The organism is Zobellia barbeyronii, from assembly GCF_018603515.1.
Taxonomy (GTDB): Bacteria; Bacteroidota; Bacteroidia; order Flavobacteriales; family Flavobacteriaceae; genus Zobellia; species Zobellia barbeyronii.
In genome coordinates this window covers 216,911-236,255 of sequence record NZ_JACATN010000006.1, presented here as the reverse complement: position 1 = coordinate 236,255, position 19,345 = coordinate 216,911, and the positions used below count along the sequence as shown (strand labels likewise).

At 36.8% G+C, this 19,345-nt stretch carries 10 protein-coding genes; 2 read left to right on the top strand and 8 right to left on the bottom strand.

The window, feature by feature from the left end; all coding sequences use genetic code 11:
- From HW347_RS18395 to HW347_RS18370, 6 genes are all read right to left on the bottom strand, one after another.
- Window positions 1–3,588, bottom strand: coding sequence for a VCBS repeat-containing protein (locus HW347_RS18395; RefSeq protein WP_214613204.1), 3,588 nt, complete (start codon window positions 3,586–3,588; stop codon window positions 1–3).
- Between the two features lie 104 nt (window positions 3,589–3,692).
- Window positions 3,693–5,438, bottom strand: a complete 1,746-nt coding sequence (locus HW347_RS18390) for a RagB/SusD family nutrient uptake outer membrane protein (RefSeq protein WP_214613203.1) — start codon at window positions 5,436–5,438, stop codon at window positions 3,693–3,695.
- A 59-nt stretch (window positions 5,439–5,497) separates the two neighbouring features.
- A complete protein-coding gene (locus HW347_RS18385; RefSeq protein WP_214613202.1) occupies window positions 5,498–8,896 on the bottom strand; it encodes a SusC/RagA family TonB-linked outer membrane protein in 3,399 nt (1,132 codons plus the stop codon).
- Window positions 8,897–9,225: 329 nt separating this feature from the next.
- Window positions 9,226–10,338, bottom strand: a complete 1,113-nt coding sequence (locus HW347_RS18380; RefSeq protein WP_317195328.1) for a THUMP-like domain-containing protein — start codon at window positions 10,336–10,338, stop codon at window positions 9,226–9,228.
- A gap of 73 nt (window positions 10,339–10,411) precedes the next feature.
- The gene (locus tag HW347_RS18375; RefSeq protein WP_214613200.1) at window positions 10,412–11,512 is read right to left on the bottom strand and encodes an AI-2E family transporter; all 1,101 of its coding nucleotides are present in this window, start codon (window positions 11,510–11,512) and stop codon (window positions 10,412–10,414) included.
- Between the two features lie 25 nt (window positions 11,513–11,537).
- On the bottom strand, window positions 11,538–12,185 hold the full coding sequence (locus HW347_RS18370; protein ID WP_214613199.1) for a DUF4159 domain-containing protein: 648 nt from the start codon (window positions 12,183–12,185) through the stop codon (window positions 11,538–11,540).
- 41 nt (window positions 12,186–12,226) lie between these two features.
- Between HW347_RS18370 and HW347_RS18365 the strand changes: the two genes are divergently transcribed.
- Entirely contained in the window at window positions 12,227–13,006 is a 780-nt protein-coding gene (locus HW347_RS18365; protein WP_214613198.1) for a DUF1223 domain-containing protein, read from the top strand.
- Window positions 13,007–13,018: 12 nt separating this feature from the next.
- Here HW347_RS18365 and HW347_RS18360 read toward each other — a convergent pair whose 3' ends face one another.
- Window positions 13,019–13,726: a 16S rRNA (uracil(1498)-N(3))-methyltransferase gene (locus tag HW347_RS18360; RefSeq protein ID WP_214613197.1), complete on the bottom strand. Its 708-nt coding sequence runs from the start codon at window positions 13,724–13,726 to the stop codon at window positions 13,019–13,021.
- Window positions 13,727–13,799: 73 nt separating this feature from the next.
- Window positions 13,800–14,831: a tRNA (adenosine(37)-N6)-threonylcarbamoyltransferase complex transferase subunit TsaD gene (tsaD, locus tag HW347_RS18355; protein WP_214613196.1), complete on the bottom strand. Its 1,032-nt coding sequence runs from the start codon at window positions 14,829–14,831 to the stop codon at window positions 13,800–13,802.
- 81 nt (window positions 14,832–14,912) lie between these two features.
- Here tsaD and HW347_RS18350 point away from each other — a divergent pair, with 81 nt between their 5' ends.
- Window positions 14,913–19,343 (top strand): translocation/assembly module TamB domain-containing protein, encoded by a 4,431-nt coding sequence (locus HW347_RS18350; protein WP_214613195.1) that lies wholly within the window; start codon window positions 14,913–14,915, stop codon window positions 19,341–19,343.
- Window positions 19,344–19,345: the final 2 nt, after the last annotated feature.

Here is a 19,345-nt window from a genome sequence, read left to right as displayed (position 1 = left end):
TTATGGTTTAATTTGTCGAGTTAGGTTTCCATTGTTGTCATAGAAACGAACTTCTATAAAGTCTTCTTTAACTTCTATGAACCGTCCTGATTGTGATTGAAATGTACTGCCCCAGTAAAACTCATGCATTTGTTTGGTACTATCGTGCAATTCTACTTGCGCCCTTACCTCATTTGGTTGTAAAGCAAGTACTTTAAATAGGGTCAACCTAGGCGTATTAAAAACTTTTAAAGAATCATTATTTTGAGATACAGCAATCAATTTTTTTGAATCACCCGCTCTAAGATTAACAATTGCTTTGGCGTCTCCGGGAACAAAGAAACCACTCTCATCTAATGAAACTGGTGTAAAATTACCATTGCCCTCATTTTTTAAAGCAAGCCCAATAAAGGCATCTGCAGGCCCTTGCTGTACTTCCATACCAAAGTCATTACCTACTAAAAGAATATCGTTCAGGCCGTCAGCGTTAAAGTCTAGAGGTTGAATCCCATAGACCGGAGCAAACTGTGCCTGAACTGGCAGTTCGTGCATTTTAAATTTTTCATTTCCTAAATTCTCTATCCATGAACTTTTCATATAGGTAAGAGAGTCAACGGTGGCATCATCTAAAAGACCATCAGAAAACATTTCAGGTAGTGTGGATTCGCCAAACTCACCGTAGGAATTAAACATTTTTCTAATACCTACGTACTGCTTGGTTACATCTTGCCAAGGATGGTATAAATATTCCTTTTTAATACCGATGCTATCCCTTAAGTAAAAGGAGATAAGTGGATCTATGGAGCCATTCTGGTCAAGGTCTTTAGAGTATATATGTACAGGTTCTTCCTTAGAGCCTTTAAAGTTGATATTCTCACCAACATTTCCTGCAATGTAATCTATGTCTCCGTCGTTGTCTAGGTCAGCAGCGGCTAAGCTGTTCCACCAGCCAGAATAATTAGATACACCTGTGTTATCCGTAATTTCAATTAATTTTCCATTTTCATTTCGGAAGAAACGTAACGGAGCCCATTCTCCGGCCAGAATGAGGTCAGGCCAAAAATCACCGTTAAAATCTGTCCATAGCGCATCGCTTATCAATCCAGGGAACTCAAGACTAGATGCCATATCTGTCGTTACATCGGTAAATTTAACATGCTCCTTAGTACTGTCATTTCTTAAGATGTATGAACGATCTGGCTTGGGGTATGAAAAAGGGAGAACTCTGCTTCCAACAAAAAGGTCTAGGTCTCCATCACGGTCAAAATCGGCAGCTTTAACTGTAGAGGAATTAGTTTTCATGTCCGGAAGGCCTTCCTCAGATTGAGAAAAGCTTCCTTTTCCATCATTAATCATTAGAATATCTTGGTAATAGTCGTGACCAGTGGGGTACTGGGCACAACCACGAGCAATGAATAAATCTAAATCTCCATCATTGTCCGCATCAAAAAGCAACGTTCCAGCATCTTCTTCTTCAAGCTTGTCCGATGTTTTATATCCTACTTCGATTTGATTAAAAGTCTGATTTGAATTTTGAATAAACCATTTTTCTTTAAAATTTCTACTTGAAGCAACAAACATATCATCTAAGCCATCACCATTTACGTCTCCCACTGAAAGAGAAGGGCCATATTGAGAGAATTTATGTGGTAGGGTACTTTGAAAGTTGAAATCAATAAAGTCATGATCTTGAGAAAGATGCTCTAAATTATAATTTTCAGTAACATTTTCAAAGGTAGTTTTATACTCAATCGTATTGCTCTTGAGATTCCTTGTCTCTTTTGGGTTGTATGCAATGTTTAGGACAGAATCTAATACAGTAGTTTTAACTACTTGGCTTTTTCCATTTGGCCAACTGATTAAAAGACTATCAATTTTTTTTCTATCTCCTAATCCGAAATGAAAAGTAAGTTCCGGTTGAGAAAGGTATCCACGCCCAGATAAAAGGGATTTCTTTTGATGTAATGAATCTGCAAAAATTTCAACATATGCGCCAATAGCACTAATGTTTTCTTTCTGACCTGTTAATTTAACTCTTAGGTAGTGTTGAGATTCCGAAAATTCGTTGGATTTGTTTTCGAGTAGCAGAGCGTTGTCATTTATATTACTTACCACTAGGTCTAAATCTCCGTCATGGTCTAGGTCTGCGTAAGCTGCCCCAGTAGAGTAGGTGGGCATGTTCAAGCCCCAATTCTTAGTGCTATCTTCGAAGTTTAAATTTCCATGATTACTGAACATAAAGTTCGGTATCTTTATTTCTGGTATGGCTGCCAGTAGTTTCTTTTTACTTAATAATCTACTTGAACTAGCTCTGAAATCCCCAAAATCTCGATCTGTAACATCTTTAGGAAATCCATTGGTAATAAAAAGGTCTTGAAGCCCGTCATTATTATAATCAGCAAATAGAGGAGCCCAACTCCAGTCAGTTTCTTTTGTTTCTGTAAGCATTGCTATTTCACCATAAATAGGAAGATTAGTTTCTGGATTGGTTCCTAGTTTAGTTTGAAGCGTATTCCGTGCATATTGCTTTTCGTAATCGTATTTTTTAATAAATATTTCTTTTTGGTAATTGCTAGGGCCCTGAAATAGTTTTTTTCTTTTGTTGTAGTAGGGCTGCATTTCAGTGGTGAAAAACTCAAGATTACCATTATTGTTAATATCCGCAGCATCACTCCCCATCGAAGAAAAACTAAAATGCTTAAATATGTCGCGAGCTTTATTCGTGAACGTACCGTCGTGATTATTTATGTAAATCAGGTCACTGCTTAAAAAATCATTTGCCACATAAATATCTGGCCAGCCATCGCTGTTGAAGTCATGTATTAAAGTACTATGACTATATCCGTGAAACTTAATGCCCGCTTTGTTGGATACATTTACAAAGTGTTGTTTATTGAGGGTTGAGTCCCATGTGTTTTCATAAAGACGGTCCTTGCTCATAGATGAACCATCATCTTCAATAGGTCTAAAATCACTTGGGTCAATACCTTCAATTTGGTTTACTCCAATAAATAAATCAAGGTCACCATCATTATCGTAATCAAAAAATTGTGCATGAGATGAGTAGGTGTCGTCAGCAACGCCGTAATCCTCGGCCATTTCTTTAAATTCAGGAATACCTTGTGTATTGTTACCCTGATTAATATATAGCAGGTTTTTTCTTTGAATATCAGTTTTTCTGAAAGTATTACAGATGTAAATATCCAACTTGCCATCCGCGTTAATATCTATGATCGATACACCGGAAGACCATTGTAGCGAATCTGTTTTTCTTATAAGGGCAGCTTCTGTAGCATCTTTAAATTTAAGCTCTTTAAGATTAATGAAAAGTTTGTTCTCAACTTGGTTACCAGCAAAGAATATATCGTCAAAACCATCACCATTTAAGTCACCTAAAGCAACGCCCGCACCGTTATAAACAAACTCGTTGTCCATGATGTTTATAGAATCATTTTCACTTAGTTTATTATTGAAAATAAGTTTGGAATCGTTTTGGTCTACACTTATAAACCTTGTAGCTGAAGCTTTTTTATTACAACTTGTAAAAAGTAGAAACACAGTAGAAAATACAAAAAATAGTATTGTTGGGAACGAGTTTTTTAATTTCATTTGACACTTGGAATATGGTAGTCTACAAATATGCAAGAAGGTTTGAATATAAACAAAAAAAGCTGCTCGTTAGAGCAGCTTTTTTAAGTAATTAAACTTATATATTAATAACCAGGATTTTGTTGTAATACACCTGGCTGTAAATCAAGCTGTGTTTGAGGAATAGCTCTGTACTCATCTTTGCCTGCAGTAAAACTGGCTCCGGAATAAGCTGACTGTAAGAATTGCACCTCATAGTTAAGGTAGTCATTGATCTCTTCAGCCGCAACGCCCCAACGAACTAAGTCAAAGAAACGATGCCCTTCACCTGATAATTCAAGTTTTCTTTCAAAACGAACTGCTTCTGTAGCAGATTCTTTGCTAGCAAATTGAGCAGCAGGGTATTCTTCAATAACATAATTAGCTGCATCAGATCCATCTTCGTTTTTAATCCAAAATTCAGATTTAGCTGCTCTAGCGCGTACCATATTTACATAGGTTCTTGCATTTTCCAATGTTCCTGCTTCTATTTCTGCTTCAGCAGCCATAAGCAGCACATCAGCAAAACGGATGATTGGGTAATTCATAGTGGCATAACCACGTGTCCATGAACTAGCATCGGTAAGCGTGCCTTCTTGGTCAGCATAGTAGACAAACTTTTTAGGGGAATAAGGACCACCATAAGCCTGTACTCTTATCCAAGCTTGTCCTGGGTGAGGTTTCCATCCTAAATATGGAATATCTCTTCTACCTATTGAAAAGTCGATTCTTGGATCTAATGGACCGGCATCTGGAGTGAAATCGTCCACTGTAGCAACACCCATATCATTTTTCACCTCATTAGCGGGGAGGTTATATGATTTATCCAGTAAAGGGAGTCCATCAGCACCAGTTCTAAACGAATTAGCTAATTCAAAGCTAGGCTGAAAAAATCCACAACAATCACCAGGACCTTCATTACCGGTAAGGTAAGGATAGTTTAAATCATCAAACCAGTTTGAATTTCTTACACTTCCTGTTTCATTGGAAGATTCAACATCCATAATAGCTTCAACATGATTGTCAAATGCAGCGTTAAAGACCTTTGCATAATCATCTAGAAGAGCATACTTCTCTCCATTCCAAGCAACGCCATTAGCAATTACATCATCAAACCATGTTTTGGCTTCCGCATACTTTTTTTGATATAATTTAGCCTTACCCATATAAGATGCCGCGGCCCATTTATTTACTCTACCTGCATCTGTGGTTTCAGGAAGGTTGTCATAAGCATACTGAAAATCAGCTTCAATCAGTGCCCAAGCATCACCATCATTAGGTATTAAAACAATATCCGTAGGGAGTACCGTTTCATCAAAAACAACAATATTGTTGAAGTTTTTCTTTAGGTCAAAATAAAAATGACCGCGTAACATTCTAGCTTGAGCATTAACCTCGGTTACTTTTTCAGCAGGAAGTGATTCACTGCTTTTAGCAACAGTGCTCAAAACAGTATTACATCTACTGATACCTTCGTAACGAGCAGTCCATAAACCATTTATTTCATTAAAAGTTGCATCTGCCTGAAATCTTTGAAAAGTAGCCAATGCAGCGCCATCCCCAGGATCGGTTCCTTTATTAGCATCCCCACCAAGCACAGACCCTACAAGCCAATGATTAGGAGTAGAACCACGGTTGCCACCTAAATTTCCGTTAATCATTGAATAGGCACCAATTAAAAGACCATCAATACCTTCACTAGTACTTACTTGAGCATCAGCTAAGGAACCCGTTGGGGCTATTTCCAAAAACTCATCACTACAGGACACGCCTAACGCGAGCAGTGCAACCATAGCTATAGCCAGCTTTTTTGAATTCTTATTTGTTTTCATATTATATTTTTAAAATGCGATTTGTAACAGATATTCTTTACAAGCTTCTTGTAAACGAATTAAATTCCAATTTCAAAATTGATCATATACTGAGGGCCTACAGGATAGTTACCTATATCAATACCAAAGTTGGTATCTGCACCACCACCTACACCTGGATCAATACCACTGTAGTTTGTATATGTCCATATATTGTTGGCAGAAAGACCAATTTTAAGTTTAGTCAACCCTAATTTATCAGTAAGGTCTCCTCTAAAATCATAAGAAAAAGAAAGTCTTTGCAACCTAAGGTAGCTACCATCTTCTACATACCAGGAGTTACCTACAGTGTTAGTACTAAAGTTAGAAGCACTTTCCCATCTTGGTACTTGCGCATTATTGCCTAGCTCAGGAGTCCAAGAATTAAAAGCTGCCGGACCTTTTGCAGAACCTTCAAATACGCCATAAAAATCAGTATACCATTTGGTTTGGTTCCAGATTTCATTACCAATGGATGTATACCAGTAGGTTTCAAACTCTAGTTTTTTATATTTAAAATTAAGCGTTAAACCACCAGTAAAATCAGGTACAGGACTACCAAGAAATTTACGGTCGTCTGCAGTTATTCTGCCATCTCCGTTTATATCTTCATACTTGAAACGGCCTAAACCTTGTCCATCTTGAGCTGGAATAGGCTTGCCCTCAGCATCCAAAGCAACGGTAGTCTCACCATTCTGATTTAGAACAGCAACACCAGCTTCATCACGCACAACATCAACACTTGCATCCAATTCAGCTTGACTATTAAAATAGCCCGTTACATTATAACCATAAAAAGAAGAAAGAGAGTGTCCTACAGCATTTCTTGTAGCTACGATATCCCTAACAGAAGGACCGTCAAAAAAATCAAGACCCGGAGCCAGTGCTTCTATTTTATTGGTAAGAAAAGCAGCTGTTACTCGAGCTTCAAAAGAGAAATCCTCAGTAAAGTTACCTCTACCAACTATTTCAAAATCTACCCCTTTGTTAGACATGGTTGCTATGTTTACAGAAGGTGCACTAGCATAATTTCCTGTAACACCGGGTAAAGGCAATTGATATAGAAGATCTTCCGTATCTTTTTGCCACCAGTCAAAAATAAATTCTAGTTTGTTATTGAAGAAACTTGCGTCAAAACCTATATTTAATGTAGTACTGGTTTCCCATTTGGCATCAGGATTTCCAATACGGCTTGCAGCAAAACCTTCATCAGTACCAGATGCTTGACCATTAGTTTGATAAAAAGTACTTGACCTATCAGATGCGTAAAGTGAATATTGGTTATTTGGGTCTACGTTGTTTGAGTTACCCATTTGCCCCCAACCAGCACGAAATTTTAAGTCGCTAACAACATCTTGATCCTGCATAAAAGATTCAGCAATTACACGCCATGCTCCAGACACCGCAGGAAACACACCATAACGATTGTTTTCTCCAAAACGGGAAGATCCGTCACGGCGTAGAACACCTGTAATGTAATATCTATCGTCAAAACTGTAATCTAACTTACCAAACAAAGAATAAAAGTTCACCCCTTTAAATTGGTTGCTATTAACAACAGGACTTTGAACTACACTTAAACTTTGAAAATCAAGATCTGTAGAAAACGGATTAATACCAGAACCATTTATAGATCTTCCTACACCAGTATTCAACGCTTCTATACCAGCTAAAGCTTTTACACGGTGCTTGCCAAACAATTTGTCATAACTAGCAGTGTTGGTAAAAGTCCAGTTAAAGAAGTAGTTGCTACCTTCACTGTAACCATTACTTGCTTGTGGTTCAGAATCTCCTAAATACTTGTAGGAATAGGAATTATAATGAGAATTAGAATAGGTTCCTCCAAGACTTGATCTAATAGTTAAACCATCAACAGGTTTTAAGAGAACATATATGTTTCCTGTTCCTCCAACAGCATAAGCCTTATCATCTCCGTTATCATTTTTTAAAACGCGAACAGGGTTACGAGCGTTACCAAAACCAGCAGCTTTGGTACTAGCGAAACTGCCAAACTCATCATATACTGGAATAATAGAAGGCATACGTATTGCAGACAGAATAACAGATTCTGAATTTGCTCCTCCGATACCCCCGTTACCTCCGAATCCTCCTGTTACAGAACGATAAGTGGCTTGGAAATTTTCACCAATACTCAACCAAGGAGCTATGTCCCATTCTGAGTTAAAACGAGCTGTGTAACGTACAAATTCGTTTTCAAGTAAAATACCTGATTGGTTTTGTCCGGAGATACCAGAATAAAATCTACCATTGTCAGTTCCACCATCAAAGCCTACAGAAAACCTGCTAATAGGAGCAATTCTAGTAATTTCCTTATACCAATTAGTACCTGCAAGGTTTGGCTTTATTAAAAACGTGTTATCAGGATCATTCTCATAGTTAGATTGTATCTGGGCAAGATTCACCTGGCTAGCAGATGCTCCGCTCACTCCGTCTGCATATAAATAGTCAGGGAGAGTGGCAATAGCATTTGAGCCATATTGTGGATGCCTGTAGTCAACAGGGTCACCACTCACAGCTGCATCATTTTCATACGCTATGTGGGTATACCTTGCTTGATCTTGAGGACTTAATATTTCTAGTGCTCCGCCAACATTAGGGTCGGTAACACCACTAGATATATTTACTGTCATTTCAGTTTTGCGCTTTCCTCTTTTACCTTGCTTTGTAGTGTATACTACAACACCGTTAGCAGCTCTTGCTCCATATATAGAAGCAGCGGCAGCATCTTTTAAGACCGTTGTGGTCTCAATATCATCCGGGTTTAAGAATTCTGTGTTTGATACAGGTAGTCCATCAACCACATATAAAGGTTCGTTACCTCCAAAAGCACCAAAACCACGAATTCTAATTTGGCTCGTAGTTCCTGGTTGACCATTAGTTATAACAGTTACACCAGCAACTCTACCTTGTAATTGTTGTTCTACGTTACCAGAAGGAATTGCAGCCAATTCTTCTGCTTTTACGATAGAAACTGCAGCTGTAGTTTCTCGTTTGGTTTCCGTTTGGTAACCAGTTACGATAACTTCGTCTAGCGCAGCTGCATCATCAGCCAATGTAATGTTGATAGTAGATTGTCCGTCAACGGCAACCTCTTTTGTAACGAAACCTAGGTAACTTATAACTAGGATAGCATCATCTTCTACTTCTAATGTAAAATTACCATCAAAATCTGTTTGAGTTCCGTTGGTGGTTCCTTTGACCACAACATTTGCTCCAGGCAGTGGAATACCACCACTGTCTAAAACTATTCCAGATACAGTAGTTTGAAAAATGTCCTTAACCTCAATTTTAAGGTCTGAACTTGAATTTGCAAAGGCGGTTTGTGGCCCAGCGCAAATCATCATTGAAAAAAGCCCAATTCCGAGAGTAGAGATTTTGCTCTTGGACCTTAACGATTTGTAATCGCGTCTTTGGTTCATAGTGTGAGTGTTGTTTGTTAGTTATTAATTTCTCAATTTCCTCTAAACTGTTAAGGAAATCAAAAAATAAAAGTAATAATAATAACATTATGGAAAAAAGAGAAGCGATTTTTTTTTAATATGATATTAACATGTTTGCTGCTGAAGTGTATCTGAATTGAGTCTCTACTAATTTCTTTAAGTATTCTTTAACGTTGATTTTCTGACGGTTAGCGCTATTTAATGATGTGGAAAAAATCACCCGTTTCATTTTTCTTACTTAATAATTTCTTAAAATAATAAAGCTGAAAACTAACAAAATCAAACAAAAAGCATCGATAAAGTGTTATTTATACCTTAGTACAGTTTAGAACTACAACGTTTTCGGCAAGGTTTTTTGTGAAAAATAGATAAATCTGCCCACCATCTTTAATTTTCATCTTCTTTCTTATGGTAGCTACGCTCTCTGGAAAGTTCCGTGTAGTAACATTTGCATTTTTGATTTCTGCCTTTTTGAGAGAAGTTTTGTTGTAAGGGAATGTGCTTTCTATTTTAAACCTTCGTCCAGGAAAGTCTATGAGATGGTTTGAGGTGTATAAATGAGTGTTTACGTGCAGTTTTTTCAATTGTAGCGCCTTGCCTAAAATTTTGAACGCTCCGGATTTCAAAACAGCTGCATTAGGTTCGTAGAGATAGGTGAGTGGTTCTGAAAATTGAGAAACAGCCTCTTTTTCAGATTCTAATTTAAAATCAAAAACCTGATCTTGTTGTGAGGTTTTGTTTACTGTTTTTATAGCGATGCTTCCGGTGTAATCTCTTTGTAAAATATATAGCACTTCTTTCACGTCATTATTTATGGCCACAACATGAATTTCCTTTATATATTTTAACTCATTTATTCCAGCGGTAATATCTAAAAGCGGAGCTGTTTTTATTAATAAATTTTTTGATTTTGAAAATAACAAGTCTAAATTTTCGACCACATTGGGTAGACAATCGGACAATAAAAAAACGCGCTTTTTGGAGTCATCTCTTCTGGACGGGTCAATATAAATCCAGTCAAAATTTGATTTTGAATTTTTGATAAAATCCAATCCATTTTGTGCATGGGTATTCACATTGTCAATACCCAGAATTTTAAAATTATGAGTCGTAATTTCAGATAGATTTTGGTCTAATTCACAGTGGTGAACTTGGTCTATTTTCTGGCTAAAAAAGTAGCTATCCACACCTAGTCCTCCGGTGACATCTACAAGTGATTTTTTGCTAACTAATTCGGCTTTATATTGGGCCGTGATTTCAGAAGATGTTTGCTCAATATTTAGCTTGTTGGGGTAGTAGATGTTTGATGATGAGAACCAAGTAGGAAGTTTTTTTTCGCACTTTTTACGGGCTTCAAGCTGCTCGGTAAGTTCGCGATTGGAAATCTCCTCAAAAATAGGTTTTTTTAGCAATACTGACATGATGTCAGTATTCAAATTTTTTAGTATAAATTTCTGTACACCAGTATGTAATATGTTTTTATTCAAACTAAAACTATAAACTTTTTGTGAGTGACTTAACAAGCTTGTTTTCGGATAAAAACTCCTTTAAAATCACCTTTATCGCTGTGTATCCGGGTACAGCAACGACCATTCCTACTACGCCAAAGAGTAAACCGGCAATGATGATAATAAGGAAAATTTCTAACGGATGAGACTTCACGCTATTTGAAAAAATAAGGGGTTGAGAAAAGAAATTATCTATTAATTGTCCAACGGCTAACCCTATTAAAACGTACCCTGCTTTTGGTAAAATAACGGTGCTAAAATCCATCCCTAAATTACTGGTCATTGTGAGTACCACCATGATCACTGCGCCAATGATCGGACCTATGTATGGAATGATGTTAAACAGTGCACATAAGAAGGCGATTACAATAGCATTTTCAATGCCAACAATAAACAGTGTTATGGTGTAAATTACGAACAGAATAAAAATTTGAAGAAGAAGTCCAACAAAATATCTTGATAGTAAATTATTGATTTTATCAATAGAATGTACGGTTCTTTTTTCGCTGTCACTACCTACAAAAGCTAAGATGCCACTTTGTAAAAGGTTGCTATCCTTTAAGAAGAAAAAAGAGATGAATAAAACAGAGAATAGACCAATACTAGCTGTGCTGAGCACATCTAAAAACGAGTTAAGAAAATTTGGTATAAATCCTATATTTAGGCTATCTACAATAGTCTTTTCAAAATCGGTTTCTTCAATGATTTCATCCACTACGTTTGGAGCCGTACCAATAAAACTAACAATTTGGTCATGTAACGAGTCTAAGTTAAGCTTCAGTTGGTCTATATCTAGTAAAGAAAGATTTTTGCCTTGTTCAGTTAGTAAAGGCACAAATAGCGCAATAATCCCAGCTAAAATACTAACCATCAATACCATTGTAATTATAACCGCCAAGGTATTTGGCAGCTTTAATTTGCGTCTTAGAAAAAAGACAACAGGCCTTCCTATGAGAGCGGTTACTGCTGCTATTGCTAAATATGCTATAACGGACTGAATCATCCATAGAAAATAAAGCAAGAGAACTACACCGAGTATAATCCCCACTGAGCGTAAAATTCCTTGACTAATCGTTTTTGCGTTCATTATGAGCTTAATTTTTGGTTTTAAGTTAGTTTTTAAAGGCGTACACCATAATATTTGCACCCATTTGCAATGCTTTGGTTCTTATTTCTTTGGGGTCATTGTGGACTGATGGGTCTTCCCAGCCATCGCCTAGGTCACTTTCCATTGTAAATAGCAGAACAAGTCTATTTTCGTGAAAAAGGCCTAAGGCTTGAGGACGTTTGCCGTCATGTTCATGAATTTTTGGTAAACCTTCCGGAAGTTTAAAAACTTCCTTAAAAATAGGGTGGTCGTTACCTAGTTCTTCTAAAGTGTTATTTGGAAAAGCTTTTTCTAGTGTTTTCTTTAGGTAAGGAGCCATACCGTAGTTGTCGTCAATATGTAAAAACCCACCAGAAAAGAGATAAGTTCTTAAATTCTCTGCTTCCTCGTCAGAAAAAACCACGTTGCCATGACCTGTCATATGTAGAAAAGGATATTGAAAAATAGCACTACTGCCTACTTCTACAGTTTGTGGCTTTTCGTTTATTTCAGTACCTGCATTTTCATTACAAAACTTAATGAGGTTAGGCAAAGCAGTAGGGTTGGCGTACCAATCTCCACCACCATTATATTTTAAAATGGCTACTTCTTGCCCTTGTAGTTGTGCTGTAACCAGGGTTAAAATTGCCAAGCAATACGTAAGTTGTTTCATCTGTGAGCGAACTAAATAATAATAACTCAAATGTATGAATTATGGTGGGGAAACGAATCGCTCTTATTTGTATTGTTTTAATTGGTGGTGTAACTATGGCTTTCAAAGTTAATTTTAAGTCGAAAAAAGAAATAATATCAAAAGCTTCTGAGGATAACGCGCCTATTGTGGTTTTAGAGCTTTTCACCTCGCAAGGTTGTTCTAGTTGTCCGCCAGCTGACGTATTGCTTCAGCAGGCAAAAGATGATTATGGAAGTTTAGTTTACGCCTTGTCTTATCATGTAGATTACTGGAATTATATAGGTTGGAAAGACCCATTTAGCAATCCTGAGTACGCAGAAAAACAACGCAAGTATAACATCAAATTTAAAAACAAAAGTAATTATACACCTCAGGTAGTCGTAAACGGCAAAGCCCATTTTGTAGGGTCTAGCTCTTTTAAAATGAAAGCAGCAATAGCGCAATACGGGGCTATTAAAGCAGAGAATAAGATAACGCTAAGTAATGTGAAGGTAGAAAAGGAATCTGTATCTTTTAATTATAAGCTTAACGGCGCTATTGCAAACAAAAGTCTCCGAGCTGTATTAGTTCTGGATAAACGGACTACAGTTGTTAAACGAGGTGAAAACAGAAATAAAACTTTAGCGAATAATAATATTGTGGTTGCGGAAAAGAGAATTATAATAGAGGATTTGGAGGGGATATCTTCTATGAAAATACCTACCGCAGTTGAAAAGGACGAAAAACTGAATCTTATTGTTTTAATGGTAAATGGGGTATATGATATAACCGCAGCCAGTAAAACAGAACTCCTTAGGTAGCTAATTACCTAGCTACCCGTTGTTAATCATATTTACGGTGGTACAGGCAACTATTGCTGCCGTTTCGGTGCGAAGCCTGTATTCACCTAAAGAAACGGGTAAAAAGCCTTTCTCGTAAGCGCTACTGATTTCATTTTGCGAAAAATCACCTTCTGGGCCTATCAGAATGGTTATGTCTTTGTCCGGTGCTACTCTTCGTTTTAAATCTACTTTCTCTTCCTCTTCACAATGTGCAATGAATAAGAGTCCGTTTTGTTCCTGTTCCATAAAATCCTTAAAAGAAATAGCGTCATTAAGCTTAGGTAGGTAGCTGCGCAAGCTTTGCTTCATGGCAGATTGAATTACTTTGTCCAGCCGTTCTTTTTTTATTACTTTTCTTTCTGACCTCTCGCAGAATATAGGTGTAATCTCATTCACGCCTATTTCAGTGGCTTTTTCCAGAAACCATTCAAACCTGTCATTGTTTTTGGTTGGCGCCACTACTATGTGCAACCAATGGGTCTTTGCATGTTTTTTTGCGGTGGAAACAATCTGGGCCTTGCATCTCTTTTGATCTGCAAGTAAAATTTCAGATTCAAAAATATAGCCTTTTCCGTTTGTTATATGCAGTATGTCACCTTCCTTTTTGCGCAGCACTTTTACAATATGTCTGCTTTCTTCTTGGGAAAAGGTAAATTGCGAAATACTCTTGTCTAAATCCGGATTATAAAATAGTTGCATAGGGTAAAGGTATAAACAATTTTGAACGGTAAAAATTTACAAGAGAATCAGCGATTCAGATTTAAACACACATTTATTTAGAAGATAAAACGTAACGAGGCTTAGCGGAAACATCTTGCTTTGCGAATTTGTTTTGTTGGTATTTAAGGTGGCCTACAATACCGATCATAGCCGCATTATCCGTACAGTATTCAAATTTTGGAACAAAAGTTTTCCATCCTCTATTTTTTTCAGCCATTTTAAGTGCATTTCTAATCCCTGAATTAGCACTTACGCCACCTCCAATGGCTATTTGTGTAATTCCGGTCTGTTCAACTGCTTTTTTAAGCTTGTCCATCAAAATATTGATGATTGTTTTTTGGATGGATGCGCAGATATCTTTTAAATTTTCTTGAACAAAATCAGGATTCTTCGCAGTTTCCCTTTGCACAAAGTATAAAATACTTGTTTTTAAACCACTGAAGCTAAAGTTTAGTCCATCAACCTTCGGTTTGGGAAAAAGAAAAGCTTTAGGATTTCCTTCTTGAGCGTATTTGTCTACCAATGGGCCGCCAGGGTAGGGTAGGCCAAGAATTTTGGCGCTTTTATCGTATGCTTCACCCACGGCATCATCAAGAGTTTCTCCTAATATTTCCATATCAAAATAATCTTTGACCAATACAATTTGCGTGTGCCCGCCACTTATAGTCATTCCTAAAAAAGGAAACTCTGGAGCACCATCTGGTTGCCCTTCAATAAAGTGGGCTAAGATGTGCGCTTGCATATGATTTACCTCAATTAGAGGTATGTTCAGACCCAGCGAAAGCGACTTTGCAAACGAGGTTCCAACAAGAAGTGAACCCATCAATCCAGGACCGCGCGTAAAAGCTATGGCAGATACTAGTTTTTTGTCGATATTTGCTTTATCCAAAGCTTGGTGTACTACAGGAACAATGTTTTGTTGGTGAGCCCGTGAGGCAAGTTCAGGTACAACACCCCCATATTCCTCGTGAATTTTTTGAGTGGCCGTTACATTACTGAGCACTTTTTTATTGCTTAAAATAGCAGCAGAAGTGTCGTCGCAAGAAGATTCTATAGCAAGAATATAAATAGTTTCGTTTTTCACCGAGTTTGGAATAAAAATTGACATCGCAAAGGTAAAACATAAAGACCTATCAAAAAACTTAGAAAAATACTGATTAGAACCATGATGGTACTCGTGCTGATCTGTATTTTAGGTACGGTCATCCTTTCGTTGCCATTCGTTCAGACTAGTTTTGCTAAGTATGCTACTGACACTATCAATAAGGATTTTGGCACGAATATTAATATAGATAAACTTCGTATTTCCTTAATTACTTGGGATACAAATCTTGAAGGTATTTATATTGAAGATTATCAAAAGGACACCATTTTCTACGTAAACAAGCTTACGACTTCTATTCTAAGTGTCCGTAATTTAAGCAAGGGTAAACTGGAATTTGGTGATATTAAGATTGATGAACTTGATTTTAAACTAAAAACCTATTTAGACAATAGAAACACAAATCTTGAGGTCTTCATTGATAAATTCAATGATGGAAAACCTCGGAAACCCGGTACGGACCCTTTCTTTTTCTCGTCTTCGGATGTTCAGATTTCTAACAGTAATTTCCGACTGATTGATGAAAATTTCGAAAATGAACTTTTGTTGGATTTTGAAGAGCTAAATATTGGAGCAACAGATTTTCAGATTTTAGGCCCACAAGTATCTGCTAAGATAAATTTTATGGCTTTTAATAGTCAGCGTGGCATCAACGTAAAGGAGATGGCTACCGACTTTAAGTATACCAAGCAACAGATGCGTTTTGACTCATTGCGAATAAAGACCGAAGGTTCTCGTCTTAAAGGAGATTTAGTTTTTGATTATGAACGAAAAGATTTTGCAGACTTTTTAAATAAAGTGAATTTAAAGGCGGAGTTTGTAGAATCAGAGGTAGCTTTTGATGAAATTAACTTGCTTTATGATCAATTTGGTAAAGGAAAGACAGTTAATTTTTCTTCCAAAGTAAGTGGCGTTTTAAATGATTTGAATGCCGATGAACTTTTTCTACAGTCGGATAACACAGGTATAAGAGGAGACTTCAATTTTAAAAACCTTTTTGTTCGGAAGCAGCCCTTCGTTATGCATGCCGATATGAAAAACGTAACCTCTAGTTACTATGAGTTACGTGCGTTAATGCCTAACATTTTGGGTAAATCTCTCCCTTCTTCGTTTCAAAAATTAGGGCAATTTACCATTCGTGGTAATACGGTTATTACGGAGAATTCTATAGATGCCAAGGTGAATTTGAATACTGCAATTGGTAGTAGCTATGCAGATTTGACCCTTTCGGATATCAATAATATAGATAACGCGAAGTACAAAGGTTTTGTGTCTCTAATTGACTTTGACCTTGGAGATTTTGCTGAGAATAAGAGATTGGGTAAGACCTCTCTGGATTTTAATGTAGAAGGAAAAGGATTTGTTCAGGAGACTTTGAATACGGAGGTTATTGGAGAGGTGTATTCAATAGAATTCAATAATTACGAGTATAATGACCTAAAGGTCTCGGGAATATTAAAAGAACAATTGTTTGATGGTACGCTGTTGAGCAATGATGAAAATGTCAAATTTAGTTTTAAAGGACTTGCAGATTTTGGAGAGGATCGTAATGACTTTAATTTTATTGCTTCTGTAGACTATGCAGATTTAAATAAGTTGAACTTCATTAAAGACAGTATTTCCATTTTTAAAGGAAATGTAAATATGGATGTTACCGGAAACACACTAGACAATCTTGTGGGTGATATTAAGTTTACAAAAACCATATTTCAGAATAAAAATGACACCTATTATTTTGAAGATTTTAAGGTGTCATCCACCTTTGAGGATGATGGAGTTAGGGTAATAGATATTAACTCTCCGGACATTATTACAGGGTATATGAAGGGGCGTTTTAGGGTTGCTGAACTCGGACGATTGGTTCAGAACTCTTTGGGTAGTATTTATACCAACTATAGGCCTTTTAATATTTCTGGAGGTCAAACTCTAGCTTTCAATTTTAAGATTTATAATAAGATTGTAGACGTCTTTTTTCCAGAGGTGAAATTTGACCCCAATACCTTTATAAAAGGGAACATAGTAGCTGATGAGGGCGATTTTAAATTAAACTTCAAATCGCCTAGTATAGTCGCTTTTGGAAATGAAGCGGATAATATTGATGTTAAAATAGATAATAAAAACCCATTATTCAATACGTATATTTCGGTTGGTGATCTCTCGACAAATTATTATGATGTAAAGGATTTTAACCTAATAAACACGACCCTAAAAGATACCTTGTTCTTTAGAACGGAATTTAAAGGAGGAAGTGATTTAAATGATAGTTACAACCTAAACTTCTACCATACATTTAATAAAGACAACAAATCGGTAATAGGTTTGAAAACGTCCGACATAAACTTTAAGGGTAACAAATGGGTTCTTAATAAAGATGGGGATAACAAGAATAAAGTTGTCATTAATCGTACACTGGATAGTATTGATATTCGGGAGATTGTAATGAACAACAGCGCTCAGGAGCAGATAAGGCTAAAAGGGCAATTGGCAGATTCTACATATAAAGATTTACAACTTGAGTTTAAGATTGTTTCGCTTAATAAAATAACACCGGCAATAGATAGCCTTAGGTTGCAAGGCGAGGTGAATGGTACGCTTAATATTCTGCAGAAAGACAATATTTATTTACCGTCCTCTAATCTTGCGGTAGATGACTTCTCTATTAATGACATGCGTTTGGGAGACTTAACGGTGGGTATTGTGGGTAACAAGGATTTAACGGAGTTTGCCGTGAATTCCCAAATTACTGACAAAGGTATTGAAAAGCTAAGCGTTGTTGGGAACATAAATAATAAGGAAGATATGCCCAAGGCTGACCTGTTGGTTAGTTTAGATAAGTTTAATTTAGAGCCATTTGCACCTTTAGGTGAGAATATTTTAAGTAACATACGTGGTTTTGTTAGTGGTAATGCACGTATTCAAGGTCCGGTAGATAATCCAGATTTCAGTGGTGTTCTAACCTTGGATAAAGCTGGGCTAGGTGTGCCTTACTTGAATGTAGATTATAATTTTGCTGCTAATTCTAGGGTGAACCTTAGTAAGCAAACGTTTGATTTTGATCAGATTAAAGTTACTGATGTAACCAAGAATACAAAGGCAACTTTAGATGGTACCATTAGCCATTCTTTCTTTCATAATTGGCTTCTTGATTTGAATGTCGACACAAAAGATAATGGTTTTCTAATCTTAAATACTGATTTTGAAGAAGAGGTTCTTTATTATGGAACTGGTTATTTAGATGGAAAAGGAAGGATTTTCGGCCCCACAAAAGCATTGAACATTAAGGTTGAAGGAAAAACAGCTAAGGGTACTTCTTTGAAGATTCCTTTAAGCGATGTGGCTTCCATAGGGGATTATTCCTTTATTAATTTTGTTGAAAAAAATGAACTAAACCATGTAGAAGAAGAACGTGTTCTTGATGGATTTCAGGGGCTGGAGCTTACCTTTGATTTGGATGTTACCCCAGATGCAGAAGTAGAGATTGTAACGGATACCAAGACAGGAAGTTCTTTAAGGGGTAGTGGGGTAGGGATTTTATTAATTCGTATAAACACCCGCGGCGCTTTTGAAATGTATGGTGATTTTGTTGTTGTGGAAGGTCAATACAATTACAAGTTTGGTGGGGTTATCAATAAAACTTTTCAGGTAAAACCTGGTGGAACCATTGTTTGGGATCGTGAACCTCTAAAAGCTACGTTAGATCTTGAGGCGGTGTATGCTTTAAACGCAAACCCAGCTCCACTGTTGGATAATCCCGGTTATACTAGGCGAATACCTACGGAAGTAGTCATTAAGCTCACTGATGACCTTGAAAGTCCTGATATTGAATTTAATATTGATTTTCCAGGAACCAATTCTATTGTGCAGTCTGAGTTGGAATATCGCCTTCAGGATCCAACTGTAGAAGAACGGAATGCATTGTTCTTATTAGCACAGGGTTCGTTTGTAAATGACCAGACAGGTATTGATCAACAGGCGCTTACGGGTAATTTATTACAATCGGCATCAGGATTGTTGAATCAAGTTTTGGGCGAAAATGAAAAATTTAATCTAGGTCTTTCTTATGAGCAAGGTATTTTAGATAGAAGCGCAGATTATCAAACGGAAAATAGGATAGGGGTAACCGTATCTACCCAGATCAGTGATCGTTTACTATTTAACGGTAAAGTGGGTGTTCCGGTTGGTGGAACAACGGAAACAGTTGTTGCCGGTGATTTTGAAATTCAACTATTGTTAAATGAAGAAGGAACCTTAAGTGCTAAGTTTTTCAACAGAGAAAATGAAATACAGGAATATTTAGCAGATAGATTGGGTTATACTCAAGGTGTAGGTATCTCCTATGAAGTAGATTTTAATAGTTTTAGAGAGCTTTTTAAGACTATTATGAAAAAGGAAGAGCCAAAGAAAAAACTTCCAGAACTTAACGAAGTCCCAAGTTCAGTAATGGGTAGAGATAGTTTATTAAAGTTCTATCCCAAAGATAAACGGTTAAAGTAAAA